Origin of the sequence: Brucella tritici, from assembly GCF_008932285.1 — a bacterium.
Taxonomy (GTDB): Bacteria; Pseudomonadota; Alphaproteobacteria; order Rhizobiales; family Rhizobiaceae; genus Brucella; species Brucella tritici.
The window spans coordinates 24,515-44,619 of the sequence record NZ_WBVY01000010.1; the positions used below are offsets into that span (position 1 = coordinate 24,515).

The following is a 20,105-nucleotide window of genomic DNA, read 5'->3' on the forward strand; positions in this document are numbered from 1 at the left end:
TGAGACCTATGACCGACCGAGCTGGATTGGGACCTAGTAAAAAGATAAAACCATACTCGAAACAAGCATTGGTGAAAAAATGCCGGAAATGACCCGACAGCAGGTGATTGAAGCCATCAGCGATGGCCGAATCGCAGCGGTAACGATCGATACAACCGTCTTCGACAGCAAGCAGAGGGATTTCCGCCGCACCGATTTCCGGTCGATCTCACAGATCAGAACCCGGCACACACCTATCCTGATCACGGATGTGATTGCCAGCGAGATGATGGCTCATTTGGAAGTTGAGGCTGCGGACACGCAGCGGGCACTGAAGACGGCTCTCCGAAGCAACAATCTCCGGTGGTTTCGACAGAGTCCGGCAGGCGAGCACACAGCTTTGTTTATAGACAAAGATCCCGCGGAATTCGCAAGATCAGAGTTTGACGATTTCGTCAAAGTTGTAGGCGCTGAGGTAATTAAGGTCGCCGATACACCGGACGGCCTAGCTGAGCTGTTCCGCCGATACTTTGCTGTGCAGACGCCTTTCGGGAAAAAGGAAACTCGCAAGCAAGAATTCCCTGATGCCGCTGCACTGTTGTGCCTAGAAGAGTACGCGAAGGCGAAGGGCAAGCTCGTCATCTGTGTTGCCCAAGACAGTGCGTGGAAGGACTTCGCCGCGAAGTCAGAGCACTTGGTTACGGTCTTTCCGCTGACTGAGGCACTCGGGATTTACAGCGAGGCATTCGAGGACGCAGATCTCGCCGACAAGATCGTCGAGCTTTGGCTCGATGGAGATGAGAAGCACTTCGAAGGCGCGGTTCGCGACGCAATCGTCGAACGGCTCACATATATCGACTACGATGTTGATGCCAACTGCTCAGTCGAGTTTGAAGCGGAGCCTATGGATGCTAAGCTCAAAGAAATCCTGATGGGCACGCTCGCCAAGCCGGTAGTACTGGCAGCCGATGACAACACAGTCACATTCTCAGTCGAGGTCGACATCCAGGCAGATTTCGAGGCTAACTTCAGCTTTTCGGTCTGGGACAGCCTTGACCGAGAAAGCGTCAGCATGGGCAGCGAGTATGTGGCGACCACTACGGACGTACCTGTTCATCTCACGATTGTCGCGGATCGGGACGTTACTAACGGCATTGTGCTCCACGAGATTGAGGTCAGTCAGAAAACTTTCACCGTAGATTTCGGCTACGTCGATGCGTTCCCGGTTGAAGAGCCCGACTACGACTAAAGTCCGCGCCATGGGAGAAAGATGGCGTTGCTGAGTGCTGCTGGCGGTATCGGGCAGCATTTGGAGCCAAAACGGATGGTATAAGTCGCGAATCTGACCGTTAACTCCGGCTCCTAATGAAAGCGTAAGGCCCCATACTGAGCGTCACATCTGGACGAACATGAATTCTTGACTGGCAATCAAAGCAGCGAGGCGCTTCTCAATGGTCAGTGGTGCACCGGTTCGGCATTCATGCAATGGAAGAAAACCTCGCTTCGAAGCCGTCTTTCTTGCCAGATGCCGGGGAGGAAAACTCCAACCGACCGCCTGCTCCAGTAGCAATTGTTTTGGCAATGGCAAGACCAAGTCCTGCACCGCGCACAAGAGCCTGACCGCGCTCGAACGGCTCACTCAGCCGAGCAAGCGTTTCGGGCGGCACGACTGGGCCGCCATTAACAACACGCAGTTCCCCGTCGCTTTTAAGACTTACGAGAACAGGCATGTCCTGTGCACCGTGTTTGAGTGCGTTTTCGATCAGGTTGCGCGCTAGTATGGCAAACGCATCCGCATCAATGCTCTTAAGCACGGGGCAATCAGGGAGAGTCAACTCAATGCGACCGACAGCATCGGTAGATCCGTTGAACTCGCCTACAACTAATCGAAGGATTGCAGCAATATTTACTGGCTTTTCGGCAAGGAGCCGTCCGCCCTCGGCTCTTGCCAACTGCATCAGTTTTTCTGTCAAGCGGGCGAGGCGGCGCAGCGCCGTTTCCATGTCCTGCGCACGTTCGCGCGTGGTAGCATCGGGCGCCTCGACGATCAGTCTTTGCGACTGTGCGAGCGCCGCTGCCACCGGGGTGCGCAATTCGTGGGCTGATTTGGCTGCAAGACTGCGTTCGGCTTCCAGGGTCAGTTTCAAACGATCCAACAACCGATTTACCGCTATGGCAACAGTGTCAATTTCGGAGGGAAGCCCATTTACGGCGACCGGATCAAGATCTCCACTGCCACGCGCCTCAATCTGATTGCGAAAACTGCGAACCGGTGCCATGGAAAGACGTACGATGAACCAGACACCGATCAAGCCGAGGAGGACGGCCAGGGAGAGAGGTACAGCAAGCGTGTATAATATGTGTTTAGCCGTATCGCGCCGGTGGGAGAGGGGTTCAGCGACAGTAATTGTGAGACTACCCTGCATTGCGGCGTCAGAGTAGAGCCTGTGGGTTGGTGTGCTGCTGAAACCCATTCTTGAATAGGGCGGAAAAATGGTCACATCCGCATTATGTGAACGCATCTGTACGGTTCCGGCTGCGTCACGGACCACATAAGTGAAATATTCGTCGTGCTGGCGCAGGGTGGCAACCCGCTGTTCGGTGTCGTCGGCATCGCGTCCCAATATCTCAAGCGCTGCGACTGGCAGAATGCGCTGCGCCGTTTCTTCCAGGGCGCTGTCAAAGGCCATATTCAGTTCGTGGCGCAGAAGCTGTGCTGTCACAATGGTGGTAATGACCCACAGCAGGGTCGCACCGAGTCCGAGCCAGAGCGAAAGCCTCCATTGCAGGCTCTTTGGTTGTATCATTTCGCGTTTCCAAGCCGATAGCCGATGCCGCGAACCGTGTCGATGATCCCGTGCCCAAGCTTTTTACGGAGGCGGCTGACATGGACCTCAATCGTATTGCTCTCAACTTCCGACCCGAAGGCATAGAGCCGGTCTTCGAGTTGCGACTTGGTCAATGCAATGCCGGGTCGCTGCAAGAAGGTTTCCAGCAGCGCCCATTCGCGGCTGGTCAGTTCAATGGTGCGTCCCCCTTGCCTCACTGTCTTGGCGGCCAGATCGATCTGGAGGTCGCGCATTTCGACCAAAGGGTTGGGATTGCCGCTATAGCGTCGTGCAACAGCGTTCAGTCGCGACGAAAGCTCTGCCAGATCGAACGGTTTGATCAGGTAATCGTCGGCCCCGGCGTCAAGACCTTCGATCCGGTCGGAAATCTGATCCAGCGCCGTGAGAATAATGACTGGCGTGACGCTACCTTTGGCGCGAAGATTGCGCAAAAAATTGATACCCAGCCCGTCGGGAAGCATCAGGTCCAACAGGATTAGGTCGTAGACTGCCGAGCCGACATGCTCGGTTGCGTCGTCGAGGCGGGTCACCCAATCCACAGAATGGTTGACAGCGATATGGTCGCGAACGGCCTTGCCCAGGATTATATCGTCTTCGATCAACAGGACGCGCATCCAATAGCACCTTTTATTCGATAGAAAACGGGAACCCGTGTCGTCTGGTCAGATGCGAACATATTCTAACTGAAGCCGTAAGCTGTCATTCCTCTGACGTCATATCCTTGCCAGCTTCAGCTGTTCGTCAGAAATGGCTGGCATTGTTCTCTTCAAAGCGCATTGATCAGGAACAATGATATGATGGTAAATTACCTTGCGGCAATCTCCTTTTTAATGATCGCAGCAGGAAGCGGCGTGGCGCGAGCCGATGATGACTGCCATGTATCGATGGACAAGTGGCAATCCAGGGACGCGGTTCAGGCCATGGCTACTTCTCGCGGCTGGACCGTGGCGCGGATCAAAATCGATGACGGCTGTTATGAGGTCCGTGGCTCCGACAAAACCGGAATTGCTTTCAGGGCTAAAGTTGATCCCGCTACGCTTGCTATAGTCAAAATGAAACACAAGGATCGCGAATACGATCACGACGATGACCGCCACCGCAAATCAAGACATGACGAAGAACAGCGGTCAGGCGCTGTGCCGGACACGCCCTCCAGCCCCTTGCTCGAGAAAAACTCACTGCCAAATGTCGTCGTGAAATAAGCCATCGCGCTTACCATTGAGAGCGCCTTCATCCAAGGAAAGACTTGTTATGCCTCGCAGTCCTGATCGTTATTCAAAAAGCATGGTTGTGATTCACTGGCTCACCGCCGCGTTGATCCTCGGAGCATGGTTCACGTCGGTGGGTGGACGCAGTCTGGCGGAGAATCCGCCTTTCTTGCATTTTTCTCTAGGGCTTGCCGTACTCGTGCTTGTGTTACCTCGTCTCTTTTTGCGGCTTTCCGGTGCAGCGCCGTCAGAATCTCCGGCGCAAGGCACACTTGCCCTTGCGGCAAAGGCGGGCCATGCAATCCTCTATTTGCTGCTGATCGCCTTGCCGCTCAGCGGCTGGTATGCCGCCTCGCGGATGGGAGTAGCGATATCCTTCTTCGGTCTTTCCGTGCCGGCCATTACGGCCCCAATGCAAGGCTCCCCCGGATTGATCGCCGAATTTCATGAGAATGCCGGCACCATTATTCTTTATCTGGCCGGCCTTCATGCGCTGATAGCGATATGGCACCAGTTCATTCTTCGCGACGGTACACTTAAGCGTATGTCGCTGCACCGATAGCTGGCGGATTTACTGTAAATGCTTGACGCGGCGGACCTGCTGGCAGGTCCGCCGTTTTCGTTTATCGCGGTTTGGAGCGGTTCATTTCTTACAAAGCGCTGAAGCAGAAACCGCATCGGTGTCAGGTGGTGTTCAGCTCTTCTTGCGAGAGTAGCGGGCATAAGCGCGGATCGATCGAGGTCCGTGTGCCGTTTCTTTGAAAGAGGCAGACTGGCATGAAAGCACTTCTTGCAGCATTGGCAATGACCACGGCGCTTACGCTTCCGGATATCGCAATGGCCCGGCCCGTAACACTGACAACGACGCTGAACAGTTATGGCGGTGACGGCGCGTATCTTGCTTATTACATCATGGATGCTGAGGGTAAATATGCCGGTAGCCTTTGGATGGCTGGCGGCAAATCCAAATATTACGAACACCTGTCCGGATGGTATCGTGCAACGGGTGGTAATACGAGCGAGATCAACGGTATCACCGGCGCGAGTGTCGGTGCGGGTCGTACGCTTGAAATCACAGTTGATTTGGCCGACGCGTTTTTTGATGCTGGCTACACATTGCACGTCGACGCTGCTGTGGAAGACATGCGCGACAGTCCCAATGAGGTGGTTATACCACTCACATCCGGCGGTGCGAAAGCTCCAGTCAAAGGACGGCGTTACATCGCAACAGCCGATTATTCTCTATAATCGGTGACCGCCATGTTCCGAGTTATCCATCGTTGGGCGGGACTTCTTCCCGCGTTGCTCCTGATTGTGCTCAGTATCAGCGGTGCAGCCCTGTCGATCTTTCCCGCTGTCGAAAGTGTCTCGTCTCCACAGGGGGAGTTGACGCTTTCGACCGCCGATCTGGCGGCGCGTGTTCAAGCGGTCTATCCGCAAGTAGAGCAAATCCGGCGGACGCCGTCCGGCCGGATGACGGCCTATTGGTTTGATAACGGTGCGCCCCGGGCGACGGTCATTGACCCCTCTACTGGTCAGGGTGTCGCGTCCGCCGATCCCAATCCGGTTGAACGTTGGCTGACAAGTCTGCATCGTTCGCTCTTTCTCGATGATAGCGGCCGCATTGTCATGGCTGCTGGTGCTGCCGCCATGCTGGTGCTGAACCTGACCGGGGTGGCGCTTGTCGTACGACGGGTCGGAGGCTGGCAGCGCTGGTTTTCGCGCCTGCGTGGCCCGCTTTCCGGGCGTCTGCATGTTGAAATCGCTCGGCTGGCCGTAGCGGGACTTTTCCTTTCGTCTGCAACGGCCCTGTGGATGACGGCTTCCACCTTCGATCTCTTGCCGGACGGCGCGGTGTCGCCGGTCATGCAGACCGAGGCAAGCGGCCGGACCGGAGCGCTACCGGCTACGATGGAACCGTTGCGGCAGATTCAGGTTGCGCAATTGCGCAGCCTGTCATTCGCCGATCCGTCTGACCCCACGGACATTCTCACCCTCAAGACCGACCGGGGAACCGGTTATATCGATCAAGGCACGGGCGCGCTTCTCGGCTGGAGCGATCTGACTGGGTGGCGACGCCTGTCGGAAACAATCTATATGCTGCATTCAGGACGGGGGGCTTCCGTTTTGGGGCTGCTCCTTGGCCTGATGGCTCTTGGCGTTCCGGTCATGGCGGGTACGGGCGTTTTTCTCTGGTCCGACGGGCGTCGCGGAAGGCCGCGCATTCACGAAAACTGTGCAGCAGGACGAGCGGAGACAATCATTCTCGTCGGCAGTGAAGGCGGTAGCACATGGGGTTTTGCAGCAACATTGCATGCGGCGCTGTCCAATTCTGGCCAGACGGTTCACGCTGCGCCGATGTCGGCCTTTGATCCAGGTCGTTATCGGCAGGTCCGGCGCATTATCATTTTGGCCGCTACCTATGGCGAAGGCGATGCGCCCGCTTCGGCCAAGGGGTTCGTTGAAAGGCTCTCGCTTCAGGCAGCGGATTCGGCAATTCCGCTGGTTGTGCTCGGGTTCGGCGACAGTAGCTTTCCTGCCTACTGCGGTTTCGCGCGGGCGGTGACGGAGACGGCGCATGCCGCCGGATGGAGAATGCTCATACCCTTTGACACAGTGGACCGTCAGTCGCCGCAGGCTTTTGCCCGATGGGGGCGGAAACTCGGTGCTGCGGTGGGCATAGACCTGGAACTCACGCACCAGGCCGTTCAACCCGCCGCCGTCCCGCTTACGCTTGTGTCGCGCCGTGATTATGGTGCCGAAGTGCAAGCGCCCGCAGCAATCCTGCGCTTTGCCTTGCCGAGGCTTTCCTTCTGGCAGCAATTGCGTGGCTGCGGACTGGGGCGCTTTGTGGCCGGCGATCTCCTCGCCATCGTTCCTTCGGGATCAACCGTTCCCCGGTTTTACTCACTGGCTTCTGGACGCAACGATGGCTTTGTCGAGATCGTCGTGAGAAAACATCCGGGAGGGCTATGCTCTTCCCAGCTCTTGGAACTGGAGCCTGGAGACACGATCAGCGCTTTCCTGCGTCGCAATCCAGATTTCCATGCGGAGGATAGAACACATACGCCCCTGATATTGATCGGTGCCGGAACCGGAATCGGGCCTTTGGCGGGCTTCATCCGCGCCAATACGCGGCATCGCCCGATCCATCTGTTCTTTGGAATGCGCCGGATGAATAGCGATTTTTTCTATGGCGACGAACTCCGCGAATGGAAGCAGAAGGGGCAAGTTGCGCAGATTAGCTCTTGTTGTTCACGCGGGAAAATGCCGCGCTATGTGCAGCATGCTCTTCGGGAGGAAGCCGATGAAGTCACTCGGCTGATTCAGGAGGGGGCGCGGATCATGGTGTGTGGCGGACGCGATATGGCCAACGGAGTCTCGTCGGTTCTTGTCGACATTCTGGGTTCCACAGGGCAGACATTGGCCAATCTCAAGGCGGAGGGACGTTATGTCGAAGACGTCTACTGAGATGCAACGTTACGCTTTGAGCGGGCCTACCATGGGTACACGTTGGTCGGCATTGTTCTCTCAAACAGCGGGGTTCGATCCCCAACCCGTTCGGGTCGCACTTCAGGCGGCAGTGGACGCAGTGGACGGTGCAATGTCCACGTGGAAGCCCGATAGCAGACTGATGCAGTTGAACGCCGCGCCGGTGGGACGCTGGATAAAGGTGCCGCAGCAACTGCTGGACGTTTTGCGCCTTGCGCTCGACATTGGCCGTGCATCAGGCGGCGCGTTTGATATTGGTATGGGCGACGCCGTGAGCGCTTGGGGTTTCGGGCCTTCGGAGGCTCACCGGGAGCAGATACGGGCAGCGCTTGAGCGCAAGCGCCGACCCGCTCATGAAATCCTGGAACTGGACATCGAGGCAGGAATGGTGCGAAAGACAGCTCCCGTTTCGCTCGATCTCAATGGAATTGCCAAGGGATATGGCGTGGATCGTCTGGCGGATGGGTTGCTGACTTTCGGGATTTCGTCCGGCCTCGTCGGAATCGATGGGGAGGTGCGGACGCTCGGGTTGCGTCCAGATGGCAGTCCTTGGTCGATTGCAGTAGAGGCTCCTGACTATGATCGTCGGGCAGCTCATTCGGTTCTCGCCCTTCAGGATGCGGCGGTCGCCACCTCGGGCGATTATCGGCATTGGATTAATGTCAACGATTACCGCCTGTCGCACACCATGGACCCAAGTCGCGGTGCTCCCTTGATGGGGCCTCCGGCGTCAGTCACCGTCGTGACAGGTACCTGTGCCGAAGCGGATGCATGGGCAACAGCGCTAATGGTGCTTGGTCCGAAGACCGGCGCGGTACTGGCAAGGCGGTTACGCTTCAATGCTCTGTTCTTATTGCGTGCTGGAGGAACAGCAATTCGGTGTGAAGCTGTAGGTGACTTATTCACCAGTTCACATTCTGATTTACCATGACGTCCATTTGCCGATGTTGGGTGAGATTCTCAACGCCCGAAGCGCATTGAGGATGACAGCGACGTCAATTATCTCCTGGAGCAATGCACCCTGAACAGGTTTTAGATAACCGAACGCTGCTACGATCATGGCGATTACAGAAAGACCAATCCCAACCACAACACTTTCGACAGCAATACGCCTTGATCGCTTGGCAATTTCTATCCCGGCGCGAAGTCTGTCTATTCTATCTACGAGAAGAACGACATCGGCCGCTTCTGCCGAGGCCGCCGCTCCCCTCGCACCCATGGCAACGCCGACATCAGCCGCTGCAAGTGCGGGCGCGTCGTTGACCCCGTCTCCGACCATCATCACGGGGCCGTTCTTACGCTCGCTGAGCACGGTCAGTACCTTTTGATCGGGTGAAAGCTCGGAGTAGATGGCATCAAGCCCCAAGCCCTTGGTAATGCGTTTGGCCACTGCAGCACGATCACCTGTCGCCAGCACTAATCGCTTTACGCCGTCCTTGCGTAAGCCGCGTAACGTATCGACCACTTCGCCGCGCAAGGGATCGGCCATAATGATATAACCCGCGATGCTGCCATCTATCGCGACTGCAATCAGTGCCGCTCCAGCTTCTGTATGGGGGATTTCACTCAGTTTCGCATTGACCTGTCTCTCAACGAAGCTATGTCCACCGACAACGACGCTTTTGCTATCAACCCTGCCAGCCACGCCATCTCCTGCCAGTTCGCTGACGTCGGTCGGCAATACAAGATTTATACCGCGCCGCTGAGCGGCCAGTACAAGAGCCTGCGCCATCGGATGTTTGGATACCTGGTCTAGGGAGGCGGCGAAACGCAGTAGATCATTTTCGCTCAATCCTGGCTGCGCATTGATTGAAGTAATTTGTGGGCGGCCATCTGTCAGTGTTCCAGTCTTGTCCAGTACCAGCGTATTGATACGGGCCATGTTCTCTAATGGACGAGCACCCTTTACCAGCACGCCGAAATGAGCGGCGCGCGATAGTCCCGCAACAAGAGCGACTGGCACCGCCAAGATGAGAGGACATGGTGTCGCCACGACGAGAACGGCGACCGACCTAATCGGGTCTCCCGTGAAAAACCACGCGCCGAAGGCGATTAAGACGGTCACTATCAGAAAGCCGATAGACCATTGGTCTGCTAGCCTAGACATCGGGGCTTTCGAATGCTGGGCCTCTTCCACGAGCCGAACAATGCCAGCGTAGGTGCTATCTTTTGCTTCGTGTCTGGCAACAATATCGAAGGCATCGCCAGCATTTACTGATCCGCTCAAAGCATCGGCTCCGGATGTAAGCGAAATCGGAAGTGACTCTCCCGTCAAAGCAGACATGTTTACGAAAGCTTTTACGGAAGTGATACTTCCGTCGACGGGGATGACGTCTCCCTGACGGATCAGAAGGCGGTCACCCGGACGAATAGTTTCGACGGCAATCTCTTCGAGATGGTCATCGACATATCGCATTGTTGTTCGCGGTGCGCGGGACAGCAAAGCATGCATCTCACGGCGTGCTCGTCCCTCGGCAAAGCTTTCAAGAAAGGCTCCCCCAGTATACATGAGAGCGACAATCGAAGCCGCCAGCATTTCCCCAAATGCCAGCGCGGCCGTCATCGACATCGCCGCGACGATATCCAGCCCAAACTCCTTTCGCCATAAACTCCGGAGAATCTCGACGAGCAAAGATCCCAGCACAGGCAAAGTGGCAATGGCCCAGATTATCCGTGCTCCCGAGAAGTAGCCGGAAAAGTGCAAGCCGAGCCCCATCACAAGTCCGCACAAGGCAAAAATCAGCAGGATTGTTTTTGATCGATCTTCAACCGAGAACCGCATCTTCATAGTCTCCCCCGACCTATAGAATGAGCAAATTATAGAGCCCTGCCTCTGACCGACTACAGTAATTCTTCTTTACATATGTATTCCCTATAAACTCAGATCGACGGTCAGACCGCTGTGCCGACTAGGGCCCCAATACCAGCCGTGATTGCCATGGCCAATGCGCCCCAAAAAGTGACGCGAACGGTTGCCTTAAGCATATTAGCTCCTCCCGCCTTGGCGCCGATTGCGCCTAGTAAAGCTAGAAACAGCAAGGAAGAGATAGCAACCGCATAAAGCAAGATCGAGGGAGGCGCGATGAACGCCATCAGCAAGGGTAGGGCGGCCCCAATCGAGAACGTGGCCGCTGAGGTCAGTGCTGCTTGCACAGGCCGTGCTTCCATGTGTTCGACAATTCCCAGTTCGTCACGGGCATGTGCCTCCAGAGCATCGCGTGAGGTCAGCTGTATTGCCACCTCCCGCGCCAATTCCGAAGTTAGGCCGCGATCAATATAGGCTTGCATCAATTCATCGAGCTCTGCTTCGGGCTGAGATTCGAGTTCCCTGCGCTCTCTGGCAAGATCTGCCAACTCCGTATCGGATTGAGAGCTGACGGAAACATACTCACCCGCCGCCATGGACATCGCGCCTGCGACAAGGCCCGCGATGCCAGCGACCATTATCTGTGTTGTTCCCGTTGAAGCAGATGCGACGCCCATAATGAGGCTCGCCGTTGAGACAATGCCATCATTGGCGCCGAGTACCGCTGCGCGAAGCCATCCGATCCGAGATACGAGGTGGTTTTCTGTATGCAATCGGCTCATTGAGCTACCTCCGGACGTTGGATTCATATCATCATACCGCTATCGAGACCCTTTGCCAGTGGACTGAAAATTTGAAGTTATAGAATTCTTCTCCGGTGATTGGGGTTTTACCTTTTTCGTTAGAGTTTATGCGCAGGTTTTGAGGATCTGCCTGTTCGAGGGAGGCTTGAAAAGTTAACATTATACATTATAGTATATTATATAATGTTAACGTCGGAGGCAACGATGCCCGTCACCAGAATATCTGAGAAGCTGTCGGTATCTTCGCAGCCAAACGCGCAAAAACTCAGTGTACTCGATCGAAGCGGCTTCAAAACGCTGATCAACAACCGTCCCGATAATGAAAGCGCAGACCAGCCTGGAAACCAGGCTGAATGCGATGCAGCCCACCAATCCGATCTCTCTTATGCGTATATTCCGGTCACAATGAATACGATCACTGAAGCTGATGTGCGTGCGTTTCAGGCGGCGGTCAGAAAATCCGATGGCCCAGTGCTTGCGCATTGCAAGACGGGTATGCGCTCGCTCAGCCTTTATCTGATCGGCGAGGTATTGGACGGACGCATGTCTGTTGAAGACGTCGTACCATTCGGACATCAGCTCGGCTTTGATACCAGTGTCGCAGTATCGTGGCTTAAACGCTTTGCTGACCATCAACCGCGGGTAAAAGGCTTTTTCGATAAGCGAACCTCCAGTGTTCAGTACGTGGTGTCCGATCCGGCAACCGGTATTTGCGCCATTGTAGATCCCGTTCTCGACTTTGATGAAAAGTCGGGGGCCACGGCGACGATCAATGCAGACGCAATTCTCGATTACGTCCGCAATAGTGGCCTGACGGTCGAATGGATTCTCGACACTCATCCACACGCCGACCACTTTTCCGCAGCTCAGTATCTCAAGGAGAAAACGGGCGCAAAGACGGCGATAGGCGAGCATGTAATCAGAGTCCAGAAGCTGTGGAAGGAGATCTACAACTGGCCCGAACTAGCTACAGATGGCTCGCAATGGGATCGGCTCTTTGCCGATGGTGAGGCGTTTAAGGTTGGTTCCATCGATGCCAGAGTTATGTTCTCGCCGGGACATACGCTCGCTTCAATCACTTACGTGGTCGGCGACGCGGCATTTGTCCACGACACAATTTTTATGCCCGACAGCGGTACGGCACGGGCCGATTTTCCCGGCGGCGATGCGCGAGCATTGTGGGGGTCAATCCAGAATATCATAGCACTTCCCGATGAGACGCGGCTATTCACCGGACATGATTACCAACCGAGCAGTCGTAAGCCGCGGTGGGAAAGTACAGTGTCTGATCAAAAGAAGCACAATCCGCACCTGGCGGGCGTATCGGAAGAAGCCTTCGTTGCCTTACGGACCAAGCGCGACAAAACGCTGCCAATGCCAAGGCTCATCTTGCATGCGTTGCAGGTGAACATAAGTGGTGGACGTCTACCTGAGCCAGAAGCCAACGGTAAGCGCTATCTGAAGTTTCCGCTGGATGCTCTGGAAGGGGCTGCATGGGAATGACCGTGAACAGCATAACGATGATGAAAGATGGACTATCTTCAGTTGAATTATCTCTGCGCGCGAACGAAGTCGCAGACCTGCTCAAGACGTTGTCCCATCCAGCGCGTCTGATGATCGTTTGTACCTTGGTGGAAGGCGAGTATTCCGTTGGTAGGATGGAAGAAAAGATCGGGGTTCATCAACCGCACCTGTCGCAGCATCTAACGGTGTTGCGCAGTTCCGGAATAGTCGAGACGCGACGGGAGGGGAAACAGATTTTTTATCGCCTCACAGAAGAAAAGGCAGCGCAACTGGTCGCCTCCCTTTACGACATCTTCTGCGTGGAGAAGGCGAAATGAGCGCTGACAGTGCGTGAGAGAGTTAGGATCCTATGGTGTTGAGTAATTCCATCCTTGCGGCGGTGGGTTCCGGAAGTGTTGTTGGCTTTATGCTGGGATTGCTTGGCGGCGGCGGCTCCATCCTCGCTACACCGTTGCTCCTTTATGTCGTCGGTGTGAGCCAGCCCCATCTCGCCATCGGTACGGGTGCACTTGCTGTTTCAGTCAACGCGTTCGCGAATTTTACGAGCCATGCTCTGAAGGGTCACGTCTGGTGGCGTTGTGGTGTTGTCTTCTCCGCACTAGGCGTTATAGGGGCAATTATCGGATCTAGTCTCGGAAAAGCTCTAGACGGTGATCGCCTCATCTTTTTGTTCGGTATCCTCATGATCGTCGTCGGTCTGTTCATGTTGAAGCCCAAAAAGAGATTGGACGTGGAGCGCCGCCCGATCGATTTAAGAATGTGTCTCGTAACGGCAGCAGTGGCTCTCGCTTCGGGTGCGGCATCAGGATTCTTCGGTATCGGCGGCGGCTTCCTGATTGTGCCCGGCTTGATGTTGGCAACAGGTATGCCGATGATCAACGCAGTCGGCACATCCCTTCTCTCCGTGGGGGCCTTCGGACTGGCCACGGCTCTGAATTATGCCAGTTCCGGTCTTGTCGACTGGTGGCTTGCTGGTGAGTTCATCGGAGGTGGTATCATAGGAGGGGTACTCGGAATGATGCTCGCCACGCGATTGAGCGCATACAAGAACATTTTAAACCGTATATTCGCTGCGATAATCTTCATGGTTGCGTCATATATCCTGTATCGCAACTCTATTGGCGTCAGATAACTAACCAATTGGCAGCCTCCCACAGCAGTGACCAAGTGAAAACTGAATGATTGCCCATCCGACAGCCCGTGCATCTCGGGCCTGTTCAATGAACGGGCAGTCTCTAAGCAGAACTTGATACAATTATCATAAAAGAAAAAAAGTTATAGTTGCCAGTGACATAAATAAAACTGTCAACCACCCCAGACTAACCATCCAAATGGGTGCTGTGAGTCGCCCCATGATACGTCTGTTGGTTGCCATTGCCAGCAGGACTATCATCAGAGGTGTAGCCAGCACACCATTGAGAAATGCCGACCAATATAAGGCGCGTATCGGGTCTATTGCGCTTAAACTGAGAATGACCCCACCAATCGTTGAAATAGCGATCGTGCCATAGAACGCCTTGGCTTCGCGAGGACGCCGAACAAGTCCTTCAGGCCATCCAAACATCTCCGCGACGGCGTAAGCAGCCGACCCCGCCAATACGGGAACAGCGAGCAACCCGGTGCCAATAATGCCGACGCCAAAGGCAACGAATGCAAACTCTCCGGCAATCGGTCTCAGCGCCTCCGCAGCCTGGGCCGAAGTTCCGATTTCGGTTATACCGTTGACATTCAGTGTGGATGCCGTTGCAATAATAATAAGCAACGCGATTACATTCGAGATCGCCATTCCGATCAAAGTATCGATCTTGATTCTATTAAGTTCCGTGTGAGCTGTTTTCGGCGATGCAATTAAACGCCCGAGATGTCGGCGATGCAACTCTTCAACTTCTTCTCCTGCCTGCCAGAAAAATAGGTAGGGACTGATCGTTGTGCCAAATAGTGCGACCAAAGCCATGGCATGCTCCTTGTCGAAAACAAGGCTGGGTATGAGTGCACCTCGCAAGGCTACGTCCCACGGTACATGCACTGTCATTACCACTGCCGCATATGTAAATAGCGAAAGGGTTAGCCACTTGAGAACTGCGGCGTAGCGCCTATAGCTCACCATGACTTCAAGCGTCACGCATAGAACTGCAAAAGCTAAAGTGTAGAGGATTTCGGGCCCGCCTGCGAAGAGCCGCACTGCAGCCCCCATTGCTGCAAGATCCACCCCTATATTGATAAAATTTGCGAGGAATAGCAATACAACCGTCCCACGCAGTAACCACGGCGAATAATGTCGGCGCAAGTTTTGCGCAATTCCTTGTCCGGTTACGACGCCGATACCAGCACTCACACCTTGCATCGCAGCCATTAAAGGATAGCTGAACAACATGGTCCATCCGAGCGAATAGCCAAACTGCGCTCCCACCTGGCTATAAGTTACGATCCCGCTCGGGTCATCATCCGCAGCACCTGTAACAAGTCCCGGACCAAGAACGCGCAGGAAAGTCTGAGGACGGTGTAGATGTCCATCGTGGCAAGGCGGCGAGTTGTGCTGTTCCATGGGCTCTCTGAGTGATGATCAGGTATTTCTGGGACATAAACTGTCGCGGTGTATTTTTAGTATATCTGCTACGTCTGGTGAGTGCTTACAAATTCTCTATTCTTTAGAAGTCACACACATCTTCTACTGAAACGCCATTTTACGCGTCTCCTGATGCGAAAATTATTTTTGTAGCCTATTTTACGATGAGGACTGACTTTTTACCCAACGTGACAATCTCATTTGCCTGGCTACCAAGAAGCAGGCGCTGCGCCCCAGAATATCCGTGAGTTGCTACAACTATAAGATCGCATCCGATCGAGTCTGCTGCTTTTAGAATAGCATCCGATGGTATTGGATTGACCAAGTGCAGAACGTTGACATCGAGATCGATTTTCCGCGCTCTGTCCTGGGCATTCTGAAGAATACTTTCCGCATGTTTTTTCCAGCTTTGATCATATCTAACTACGATGGCCTCATCATCAAACATTCCGCCAAAGATACCGGCGCTGCTGTAAGGTGCAGTCACTGTTGCTACTGTCGCATCACAATCTAACGCTTTTGCCAGAGCCAGCCCTTGCTCAACACAGCGATCAGCAAGATTGGAACCATTGGTTGCGATCAGGATATGCTTGTACATACTGAACTCCTTTTTCCCAGCAAGAAGTCGCCACCAACCACTGCCTAGGAGAGTAACCCACCTGGTATACTCATGAGCAACTGTTCAAAATCAGGGCTTCTTCCAATACTTCCGCATAAATTGTATCAAAATCTGTGATCATACAACAGATACGCCATTGTTGGTGACGGAAACCGAATCTGGCTAGGGGGCTACCGTCAGTTCGTGTCCTCTGGGAGGGCTGGCATATGGACGATAAAGGCGCGTATAGCCTATTCTTGACTGGCAATCAGTGCGTTTGATGTCCATGCGGTAGCAAACCAGACGAAAGCATGATTTCGACTGCAGATTATCTCGGACGCCCTATTACCGTTGCAAATAGAAAACGGCTCGTGCTGACCGTCAAAAATCGGTCCTTTAATGTACCGCTATAGACCGACGAAAGCACATCATGGTGCTCGTCACGCGATATGGCGATATTTAGCAGTGAACAGTTCATCACATTGTTAGGCGAAGAACCGGTATGGAGGGCGATTATCCAGAATTTGAATAAAGGAAAACACTTCACACATTACGTGGATCTAAGGAATTGATATCGTGTTCTGAGCAATTAATATTCTTTCATGACTTTAGAATGGGCGGCCTACAATGGAAAAAAATAAAGACCAAATTGGCTCTGATCGACTTGGTTCGGCTTACGCGAAACATCGCATTTTGTTGTCGGTAACACCTGCTTCGCAACCACAACTCGGCGAAACCGATCTCGATCCACGGGATTGGCTCGCTGCAATTGTTGACGGTTCAGACGACGCCATCGTTAGCAAGGATCTGAATGGCATTATTAGAAGCTGGAATAGAGGTGCCGAGCGCCTATTCGGTTATCATGCAGAGGAAGTCATTGGAAAGCCGGTCACAATCTTGATACCAGAAGATCGGCTTGACGAAGAACCAGCTATTTTAAGCGAAATTCGAAAGGGAAACCGAGTCGATCATTTCGAAACAGTTCGGAAGCGGAGAGATGGTACGCCAATCGATATTTCATTAACGATTTCACCTATTCGAAACACAAACGGCGTTATTATTGGTGCATCAAAAATTGCTCGCGACATCAGCGAGCGCTTGGAGGCTCAAAGCCAACAAAAGCTCCATATGGGCGAAATGCGTCATCGCGTGAAAAATTTGTTCGCTCTGGCAAACGGAATCGTCTCATTGAGCGCAAGATCGGCTACGCAGGTTGATGAGTTTCGCGAGGCGGTTCAGGCGAGATTGGCCGCACTTGCCAGGGCGCATGAACTGACGATGCCGACATGGGATGATGCCGATGTTACGATCTCGTCGGTCCCGTTGCAGAACTTGTTACGTACTATTCTAGAGCCTTATGGTGAAAACAATTTTCATATCACGGGCCATGATCCTGCCGTCACAGGAAAGTCGCTGACAAATCTCTCGCTGCTTTTGCATGAGCTGACAACGAATGCTGCCAAGCACGGTGCATTAGCGAGTTCTGAACGCGAGCTTTCGATAGATATTCAAGAGTCGTCTGACACTATTTTCATTTATTGGCTTGAAACAGGTAATGAGTATCATGATGACCAACCCAGCGAGGGGTTCGGTACAAGACTGGAAAGGGCACTGGTGTCGGCCTTGAACGCAGGCTTTGATCGATTGTGGGTGGAGAATGCCCTCAAAATATCAATTTCACTTCCAAAAGCGCTACCCGAATAGGGTGTGCTTCCATGGCATCCTTGGCGGACAATCAATGCAAATCAACACGTATGGCGCAACCGGCTTCCATTTCCCTCGGTCCAGATGTGAAAGGCTCGTAGTCTGTATCATCGCTTGATTTATGGATCAGCGATATCGGAAGAGTTCTGTGTCAGGAACTGTCTCGCCTGTTATGGCGGCTGTGATATTTTGAGCTGCAATCATCGCGAAGGTAATTCCGTTGCCACCGAAGCCCATAGCGGTAAAAATGCGCTCGTAACCGGGAACTCGGTCGATGATCGGCAAGCCATCTTTGGTCACACCGAATGGAGCTGACCAAACATAGTCGGGCTTATCAATCGTCACTCCGATGAGGTCTTCCAGCTTACGAATGATGATTGCCGCTTTATCTGCGAGTTTCTTCGAATCCTCATTGCTATTTTGCGCCTGTTCGTCCTCGCCACCGGCGATAATACGACCAAACTCATCGGTTCTGAGATAAAGATAGGGATCTGCAGCCTCCCAGACGAGCATATCTCGCAACCAAGGTGGCGCGTTTCGCAAAGGCTTTGAAGCCAACGCCCAGGTCGATGTGATACTGTGCGATTTCGCCTCCATTTGAGGCAGATATTCATAGCCGGTGCAAAATACTGCATGTTCAGCAACCAGAACTTCGCCTCGACGAGTTGCCAAGGCTACGCCTGAAGGCAACTCTGCCATATCCGTAATCTCGACGGGCGAAACAATCTGGGCATTGCGGGTTAGAACCGTGTGCAACAACCCTGCGGTAAGTTGCGCGGGATTGGCTGATGCAGAAATGTTCGACAAAATTGCTGCGGGGCGATTCAATCCAAAGCGCTCTAAGAGGACTTCGTGACTAAGATAACTGGCACTGATGCCAACTTTGTTGCGTGCAGCTGCCTCATTGGCAAGCGCTTTCGCTCCCATCTCATCGCCAGCCAGGTAAAGCGCTTGCTTTGCATGCATTTGGCAATTGAGCTCGAGCGCACCCGACAAATCAATCAAGTCCTGAACCGCCTGCGCTGATCTTAACCAGGCAGCATGAGCTCCGTGCTCACCAATCTTCCGGCTTAGTCGGGTCAGGGGGACGTCGATCTCATGTTGGATCATTGCTGTCGATGCTGATGTCGAGCCGCGTGCCGGAGGGCGCCGATCAACGATCAATACGCTTTTTCCCCTGCGCGTCAACGCTTCTGCCGTCAGTGCTCCGGAGATACCTGCTCCGAGACTATTACGTCAAAAGCCCTTCGAGGAAGATGGGTTTCTGCTTGAACGGTGGAATTGGGTGTTTTTATCCAGAAGGGGATGCCTGTTCGAAGGTCGTCTTTCCGAGTTTCTGCATCATGATCGGGCATGAACGATCTCCTCCAAATCTATTCTACGATAAATTTGGCAAAGACCCTCTATTATTCAAGGAATCCCGTAGTTTTGTTTCGTCCGTAAGTCCGCACATTCAGTCGTTATGCCGGACAGATATCAGACTGAATGAGGAACAATCACCCGGATGAAATGTTCGGTTTTCTTAGAAATGAGAAAGGATTGTTCAATGGACGCGCCGCAATTTGATGTCAAACGTACGTGGCCAGCCTTAAATGGTGCCGTTCTTCTGCCAATGTCGGAGGGTCCTACAGAAATCCCGCCTGCTGAGCCGGAACAGCAACCGAAACCACCACCGGAATCAATCCCCGATAGCGAACCGGCTAATCCGGATGAACCCGAGCAGATACCTCCTCTTCCGAATCCGGGGCAACCTTCACCGGAACCAAACAGTCCTGGCCAGCCAATAATGTGGGCATCTCGCGACGGTCGGGATAGGGCTGACACTTGCGAAGCATAGGCGGGGGTGCCGCAGTTTTTTAGAACGATCATTATTTCGCACCGTGTTGTTTTGCCCTTCTGGTCGCAGCGCGTAGCAATTCTTCCACATTCGCAGTGGGAGATTTATTGCAGTTTTCGTCCTCGATGGCTGCTCGGATGGCTTCGACTTCGCTTTCCGTAAGGTGTTCAATCCCGATAAGCCGTGAGCGCGCACCCTTTACAGATCTAAGTACCTCGTCCAGCTTTGCTTCTACAGCGGTGGAATCGCGATTCTGCGAGTTCTGGATCAGAAACACCATCAGGAAAGTAATGATCGTGGTGGCGGTGTTGATCACGAGTTGCCAGGTATCGGAAAAGCCAAAAAGCGGACCAGAAATGGCCCAAACGACGATGAATCCCAACGCGCAGCCAAAGGCATAGGATGTCCCTGCGATTTCAGCGATGGTTTGGGAAAGACGAGTGAAGAACTTTTCCATGACAATTCCTCTACGACTGTAAGAACGTGCCCCTATCCGCCGCCCAACGCTCAGCGTCCCGATAGAACTGACTTGTTCACCCATCGGTTCCGTTTCTGTGAATTTTCCCTGAAAAGCGAGCAATTCGCCAAGGTATTCTGGTTGGAAGTAGAAAGCCCCCTACGACGAAGACTATGAAGTGGCCGGAACATTTATCCTGTGTAATCGTTGGGAAAACAAGGTCGATAGCAATGACTGCACAACGCAAAGCTAGCGATAATGCTCGTCTTAATAAGATGCTGA

At 53.7% G+C, this 20,105-nt stretch carries 18 protein-coding genes; 10 read left to right on the forward strand and 8 right to left on the reverse strand.

Annotated features, from left to right (window positions below):
• Positions 1-79 precede the first annotated feature (79 nt).
• Positions 80-1,228 (forward strand): PIN domain-containing protein, encoded by a 1,149-nt coding sequence (locus F9K94_RS23050; RefSeq protein ID WP_151610510.1) that lies wholly within the window; start codon positions 80-82, stop codon positions 1,226-1,228.
• 229 nt (positions 1,229-1,457) lie between these two features.
• On the opposite strand, the gene F9K94_RS23055 is transcribed toward F9K94_RS23050, so the two are convergent.
• Both F9K94_RS23055 and F9K94_RS23060 read right to left on the reverse strand, forming a co-directional pair.
• Positions 1,458-2,786: a sensor histidine kinase gene (locus tag F9K94_RS23055; protein WP_151648923.1), complete on the reverse strand. Its 1,329-nt coding sequence runs from the start codon at positions 2,784-2,786 to the stop codon at positions 1,458-1,460.
• The gene (locus tag F9K94_RS23060; RefSeq protein ID WP_036586921.1) at positions 2,783-3,442 is read right to left on the reverse strand and encodes a response regulator transcription factor; all 660 of its coding nucleotides are present in this window, start codon (positions 3,440-3,442) and stop codon (positions 2,783-2,785) included. Before F9K94_RS23060 ends, F9K94_RS23055 begins: the two co-directional genes overlap by 4 nt.
• Before the next feature lie 180 nt (positions 3,443-3,622).
• On the opposite strand from F9K94_RS23060, the gene F9K94_RS23065 reads away from it, so the two are divergent.
• The 5 genes from F9K94_RS23065 to F9K94_RS23085 all read left to right on the forward strand — a co-directional run bounded on the left by F9K94_RS23065 (position 3,623) and on the right by F9K94_RS23085 (position 8,459).
• Positions 3,623-4,030, forward strand: coding sequence for a PepSY domain-containing protein (locus tag F9K94_RS23065; RefSeq protein ID WP_226622744.1), 408 nt, complete (start codon positions 3,623-3,625; stop codon positions 4,028-4,030).
• Between the two features lie 49 nt (positions 4,031-4,079).
• Positions 4,080-4,598: a cytochrome b gene (locus F9K94_RS23070; protein ID WP_151576648.1), complete on the forward strand. Its 519-nt coding sequence runs from the start codon at positions 4,080-4,082 to the stop codon at positions 4,596-4,598.
• 215 nt (positions 4,599-4,813) lie between these two features.
• Positions 4,814-5,284 carry a DUF2271 domain-containing protein gene (locus F9K94_RS23075; RefSeq protein WP_151576649.1) on the forward strand — a complete coding sequence of 157 codons (471 nt, stop codon included), beginning with the start codon at positions 4,814-4,816 and terminating at the stop codon, positions 5,282-5,284.
• A 12-nt stretch (positions 5,285-5,296) separates the two neighbouring features.
• Positions 5,297-7,507, forward strand: coding sequence for a PepSY domain-containing protein (locus tag F9K94_RS23080; RefSeq protein WP_151607194.1), 2,211 nt, complete (start codon positions 5,297-5,299; stop codon positions 7,505-7,507).
• Positions 7,488-8,459: an FAD:protein FMN transferase gene (locus F9K94_RS23085; RefSeq protein WP_063620596.1), complete on the forward strand. Its 972-nt coding sequence runs from the start codon at positions 7,488-7,490 to the stop codon at positions 8,457-8,459. The genes F9K94_RS23080 and F9K94_RS23085 overlap by 20 nt, the downstream gene beginning before the upstream one ends.
• Here the strand turns inward: F9K94_RS23085 and F9K94_RS23090 are convergent.
• A complete protein-coding gene (locus F9K94_RS23090) occupies positions 8,451-10,310 on the reverse strand; it encodes a heavy metal translocating P-type ATPase (RefSeq protein ID WP_151648925.1) in 1,860 nt (619 codons plus the stop codon). The genes F9K94_RS23085 and F9K94_RS23090 overlap by 9 nt on opposite strands.
• 110 nt (positions 10,311-10,420) lie before the next feature.
• Positions 10,421-11,116 carry a VIT1/CCC1 transporter family protein gene (locus F9K94_RS23095; RefSeq protein ID WP_011983041.1) on the reverse strand — a complete coding sequence of 232 codons (696 nt, stop codon included), beginning with the start codon at positions 11,114-11,116 and terminating at the stop codon, positions 10,421-10,423.
• 225 nt (positions 11,117-11,341) lie between these two features.
• Here F9K94_RS23095 and blh point away from each other — a divergent pair, with 225 nt between their 5' ends.
• The 3 genes from blh to F9K94_RS23110 are packed head-to-tail and all read left to right on the forward strand — an operon-like array spanning position 11,342 to position 13,793.
• A complete protein-coding gene (gene blh, locus F9K94_RS23100) occupies positions 11,342-12,640 on the forward strand; it encodes a bifunctional sulfur transferase/dioxygenase Blh (RefSeq protein ID WP_151610517.1) in 1,299 nt (432 codons plus the stop codon).
• A complete protein-coding gene (gene bigR, locus F9K94_RS23105) occupies positions 12,631-12,978 on the forward strand; it encodes a sulfite-sensing transcriptional repressor BigR (RefSeq protein WP_112591132.1) in 348 nt (115 codons plus the stop codon). Before blh ends, bigR begins: the two co-directional genes overlap by 10 nt.
• A gap of 32 nt (positions 12,979-13,010) precedes the next feature.
• Positions 13,011-13,793: a sulfite exporter TauE/SafE family protein gene (locus F9K94_RS23110; RefSeq protein ID WP_151610518.1), complete on the forward strand. Its 783-nt coding sequence runs from the start codon at positions 13,011-13,013 to the stop codon at positions 13,791-13,793.
• A gap of 126 nt (positions 13,794-13,919) precedes the next feature.
• Here the strand turns inward: F9K94_RS23110 and F9K94_RS23115 are convergent, their stop codons facing one another.
• Together F9K94_RS23115 and F9K94_RS23120 are read right to left on the reverse strand one after the other, a co-directional pair.
• Positions 13,920-15,206, reverse strand: coding sequence for an NRAMP family divalent metal transporter (locus F9K94_RS23115; RefSeq protein ID WP_151591334.1), 1,287 nt, complete (start codon positions 15,204-15,206; stop codon positions 13,920-13,922).
• A gap of 175 nt (positions 15,207-15,381) precedes the next feature.
• Entirely contained in the window at positions 15,382-15,825 is a 444-nt protein-coding gene (locus tag F9K94_RS23120) for a universal stress protein (RefSeq protein WP_151610519.1), read from the reverse strand.
• A gap of 627 nt (positions 15,826-16,452) precedes the next feature.
• Here F9K94_RS23120 and F9K94_RS23125 point away from each other — a divergent pair.
• Positions 16,453-17,529: a PAS domain S-box protein gene (locus F9K94_RS23125; protein ID WP_151591338.1), complete on the forward strand. Its 1,077-nt coding sequence runs from the start codon at positions 16,453-16,455 to the stop codon at positions 17,527-17,529.
• A 126-nt stretch (positions 17,530-17,655) separates the two neighbouring features.
• On the opposite strand, the gene F9K94_RS23130 is transcribed toward F9K94_RS23125, so the two are convergent.
• Both F9K94_RS23130 and F9K94_RS23135 read right to left on the reverse strand, forming a co-directional pair.
• Entirely contained in the window at positions 17,656-18,693 is a 1,038-nt protein-coding gene (locus F9K94_RS23130) for an NAD(P)/FAD-dependent oxidoreductase (protein ID WP_328593858.1), read from the reverse strand.
• A gap of 704 nt (positions 18,694-19,397) precedes the next feature.
• Positions 19,398-19,823: a low affinity iron permease family protein gene (locus F9K94_RS23135; protein WP_151591341.1), complete on the reverse strand. Its 426-nt coding sequence runs from the start codon at positions 19,821-19,823 to the stop codon at positions 19,398-19,400.
• Between the last annotated feature and the right edge of the window lie 282 nt (positions 19,824-20,105).

Coding starts and splice junctions, on each gene's coding strand:
- F9K94_RS23060 (WP_036586921.1), bottom strand. CDS start 3,442: ATGCGCGTCCTGTTGATCGAAGACGATATAATCCTGGGCAAGGCCGTT.
- F9K94_RS23070 (WP_151576648.1), top strand. CDS start 4,080: ATGCCTCGCAGTCCTGATCGTTATTCAAAAAGCATGGTTGTGATTCAC.
- F9K94_RS23050 (WP_151610510.1), top strand. CDS start 80: ATGCCGGAAATGACCCGACAGCAGGTGATTGAAGCCATCAGCGATGGC.
- F9K94_RS23120 (WP_151610519.1), bottom strand. CDS start 15,825: ATGTACAAGCATATCCTGATCGCAACCAATGGTTCCAATCTTGCTGAT.
- F9K94_RS23095 (WP_011983041.1), bottom strand. CDS start 11,116: ATGAGCCGATTGCATACAGAAAACCACCTCGTATCTCGGATCGGATGG.
- F9K94_RS23080 (WP_151607194.1), top strand. CDS start 5,297: ATGTTCCGAGTTATCCATCGTTGGGCGGGACTTCTTCCCGCGTTGCTC.
- F9K94_RS23125 (WP_151591338.1), top strand. CDS start 16,453: ATGGAAAAAAATAAAGACCAAATTGGCTCTGATCGACTTGGTTCGGCT.
- F9K94_RS23075 (WP_151576649.1), top strand. CDS start 4,814: ATGAAAGCACTTCTTGCAGCATTGGCAATGACCACGGCGCTTACGCTT.
- F9K94_RS23055 (WP_151648923.1), bottom strand. CDS start 2,786: ATGATACAACCAAAGAGCCTGCAATGGAGGCTTTCGCTCTGGCTCGGA.
- F9K94_RS23115 (WP_151591334.1), bottom strand. CDS start 15,206: ATGGAACAGCACAACTCGCCGCCTTGCCACGATGGACATCTACACCGT.
- F9K94_RS23110 (WP_151610518.1), top strand. CDS start 13,011: ATGGTGTTGAGTAATTCCATCCTTGCGGCGGTGGGTTCCGGAAGTGTT.
- F9K94_RS23085 (WP_063620596.1), top strand. CDS start 7,488: ATGTCGAAGACGTCTACTGAGATGCAACGTTACGCTTTGAGCGGGCCT.
- F9K94_RS23135 (WP_151591341.1), bottom strand. CDS start 19,823: ATGGAAAAGTTCTTCACTCGTCTTTCCCAAACCATCGCTGAAATCGCA.
- F9K94_RS23090 (WP_151648925.1), bottom strand. CDS start 10,310: ATGCGGTTCTCGGTTGAAGATCGATCAAAAACAATCCTGCTGATTTTT.
- bigR (WP_112591132.1), top strand. CDS start 12,631: ATGGGAATGACCGTGAACAGCATAACGATGATGAAAGATGGACTATCT.
- blh (WP_151610517.1), top strand. CDS start 11,342: ATGCCCGTCACCAGAATATCTGAGAAGCTGTCGGTATCTTCGCAGCCA.
- F9K94_RS23065 (WP_226622744.1), top strand. CDS start 3,623: ATGATGGTAAATTACCTTGCGGCAATCTCCTTTTTAATGATCGCAGCA.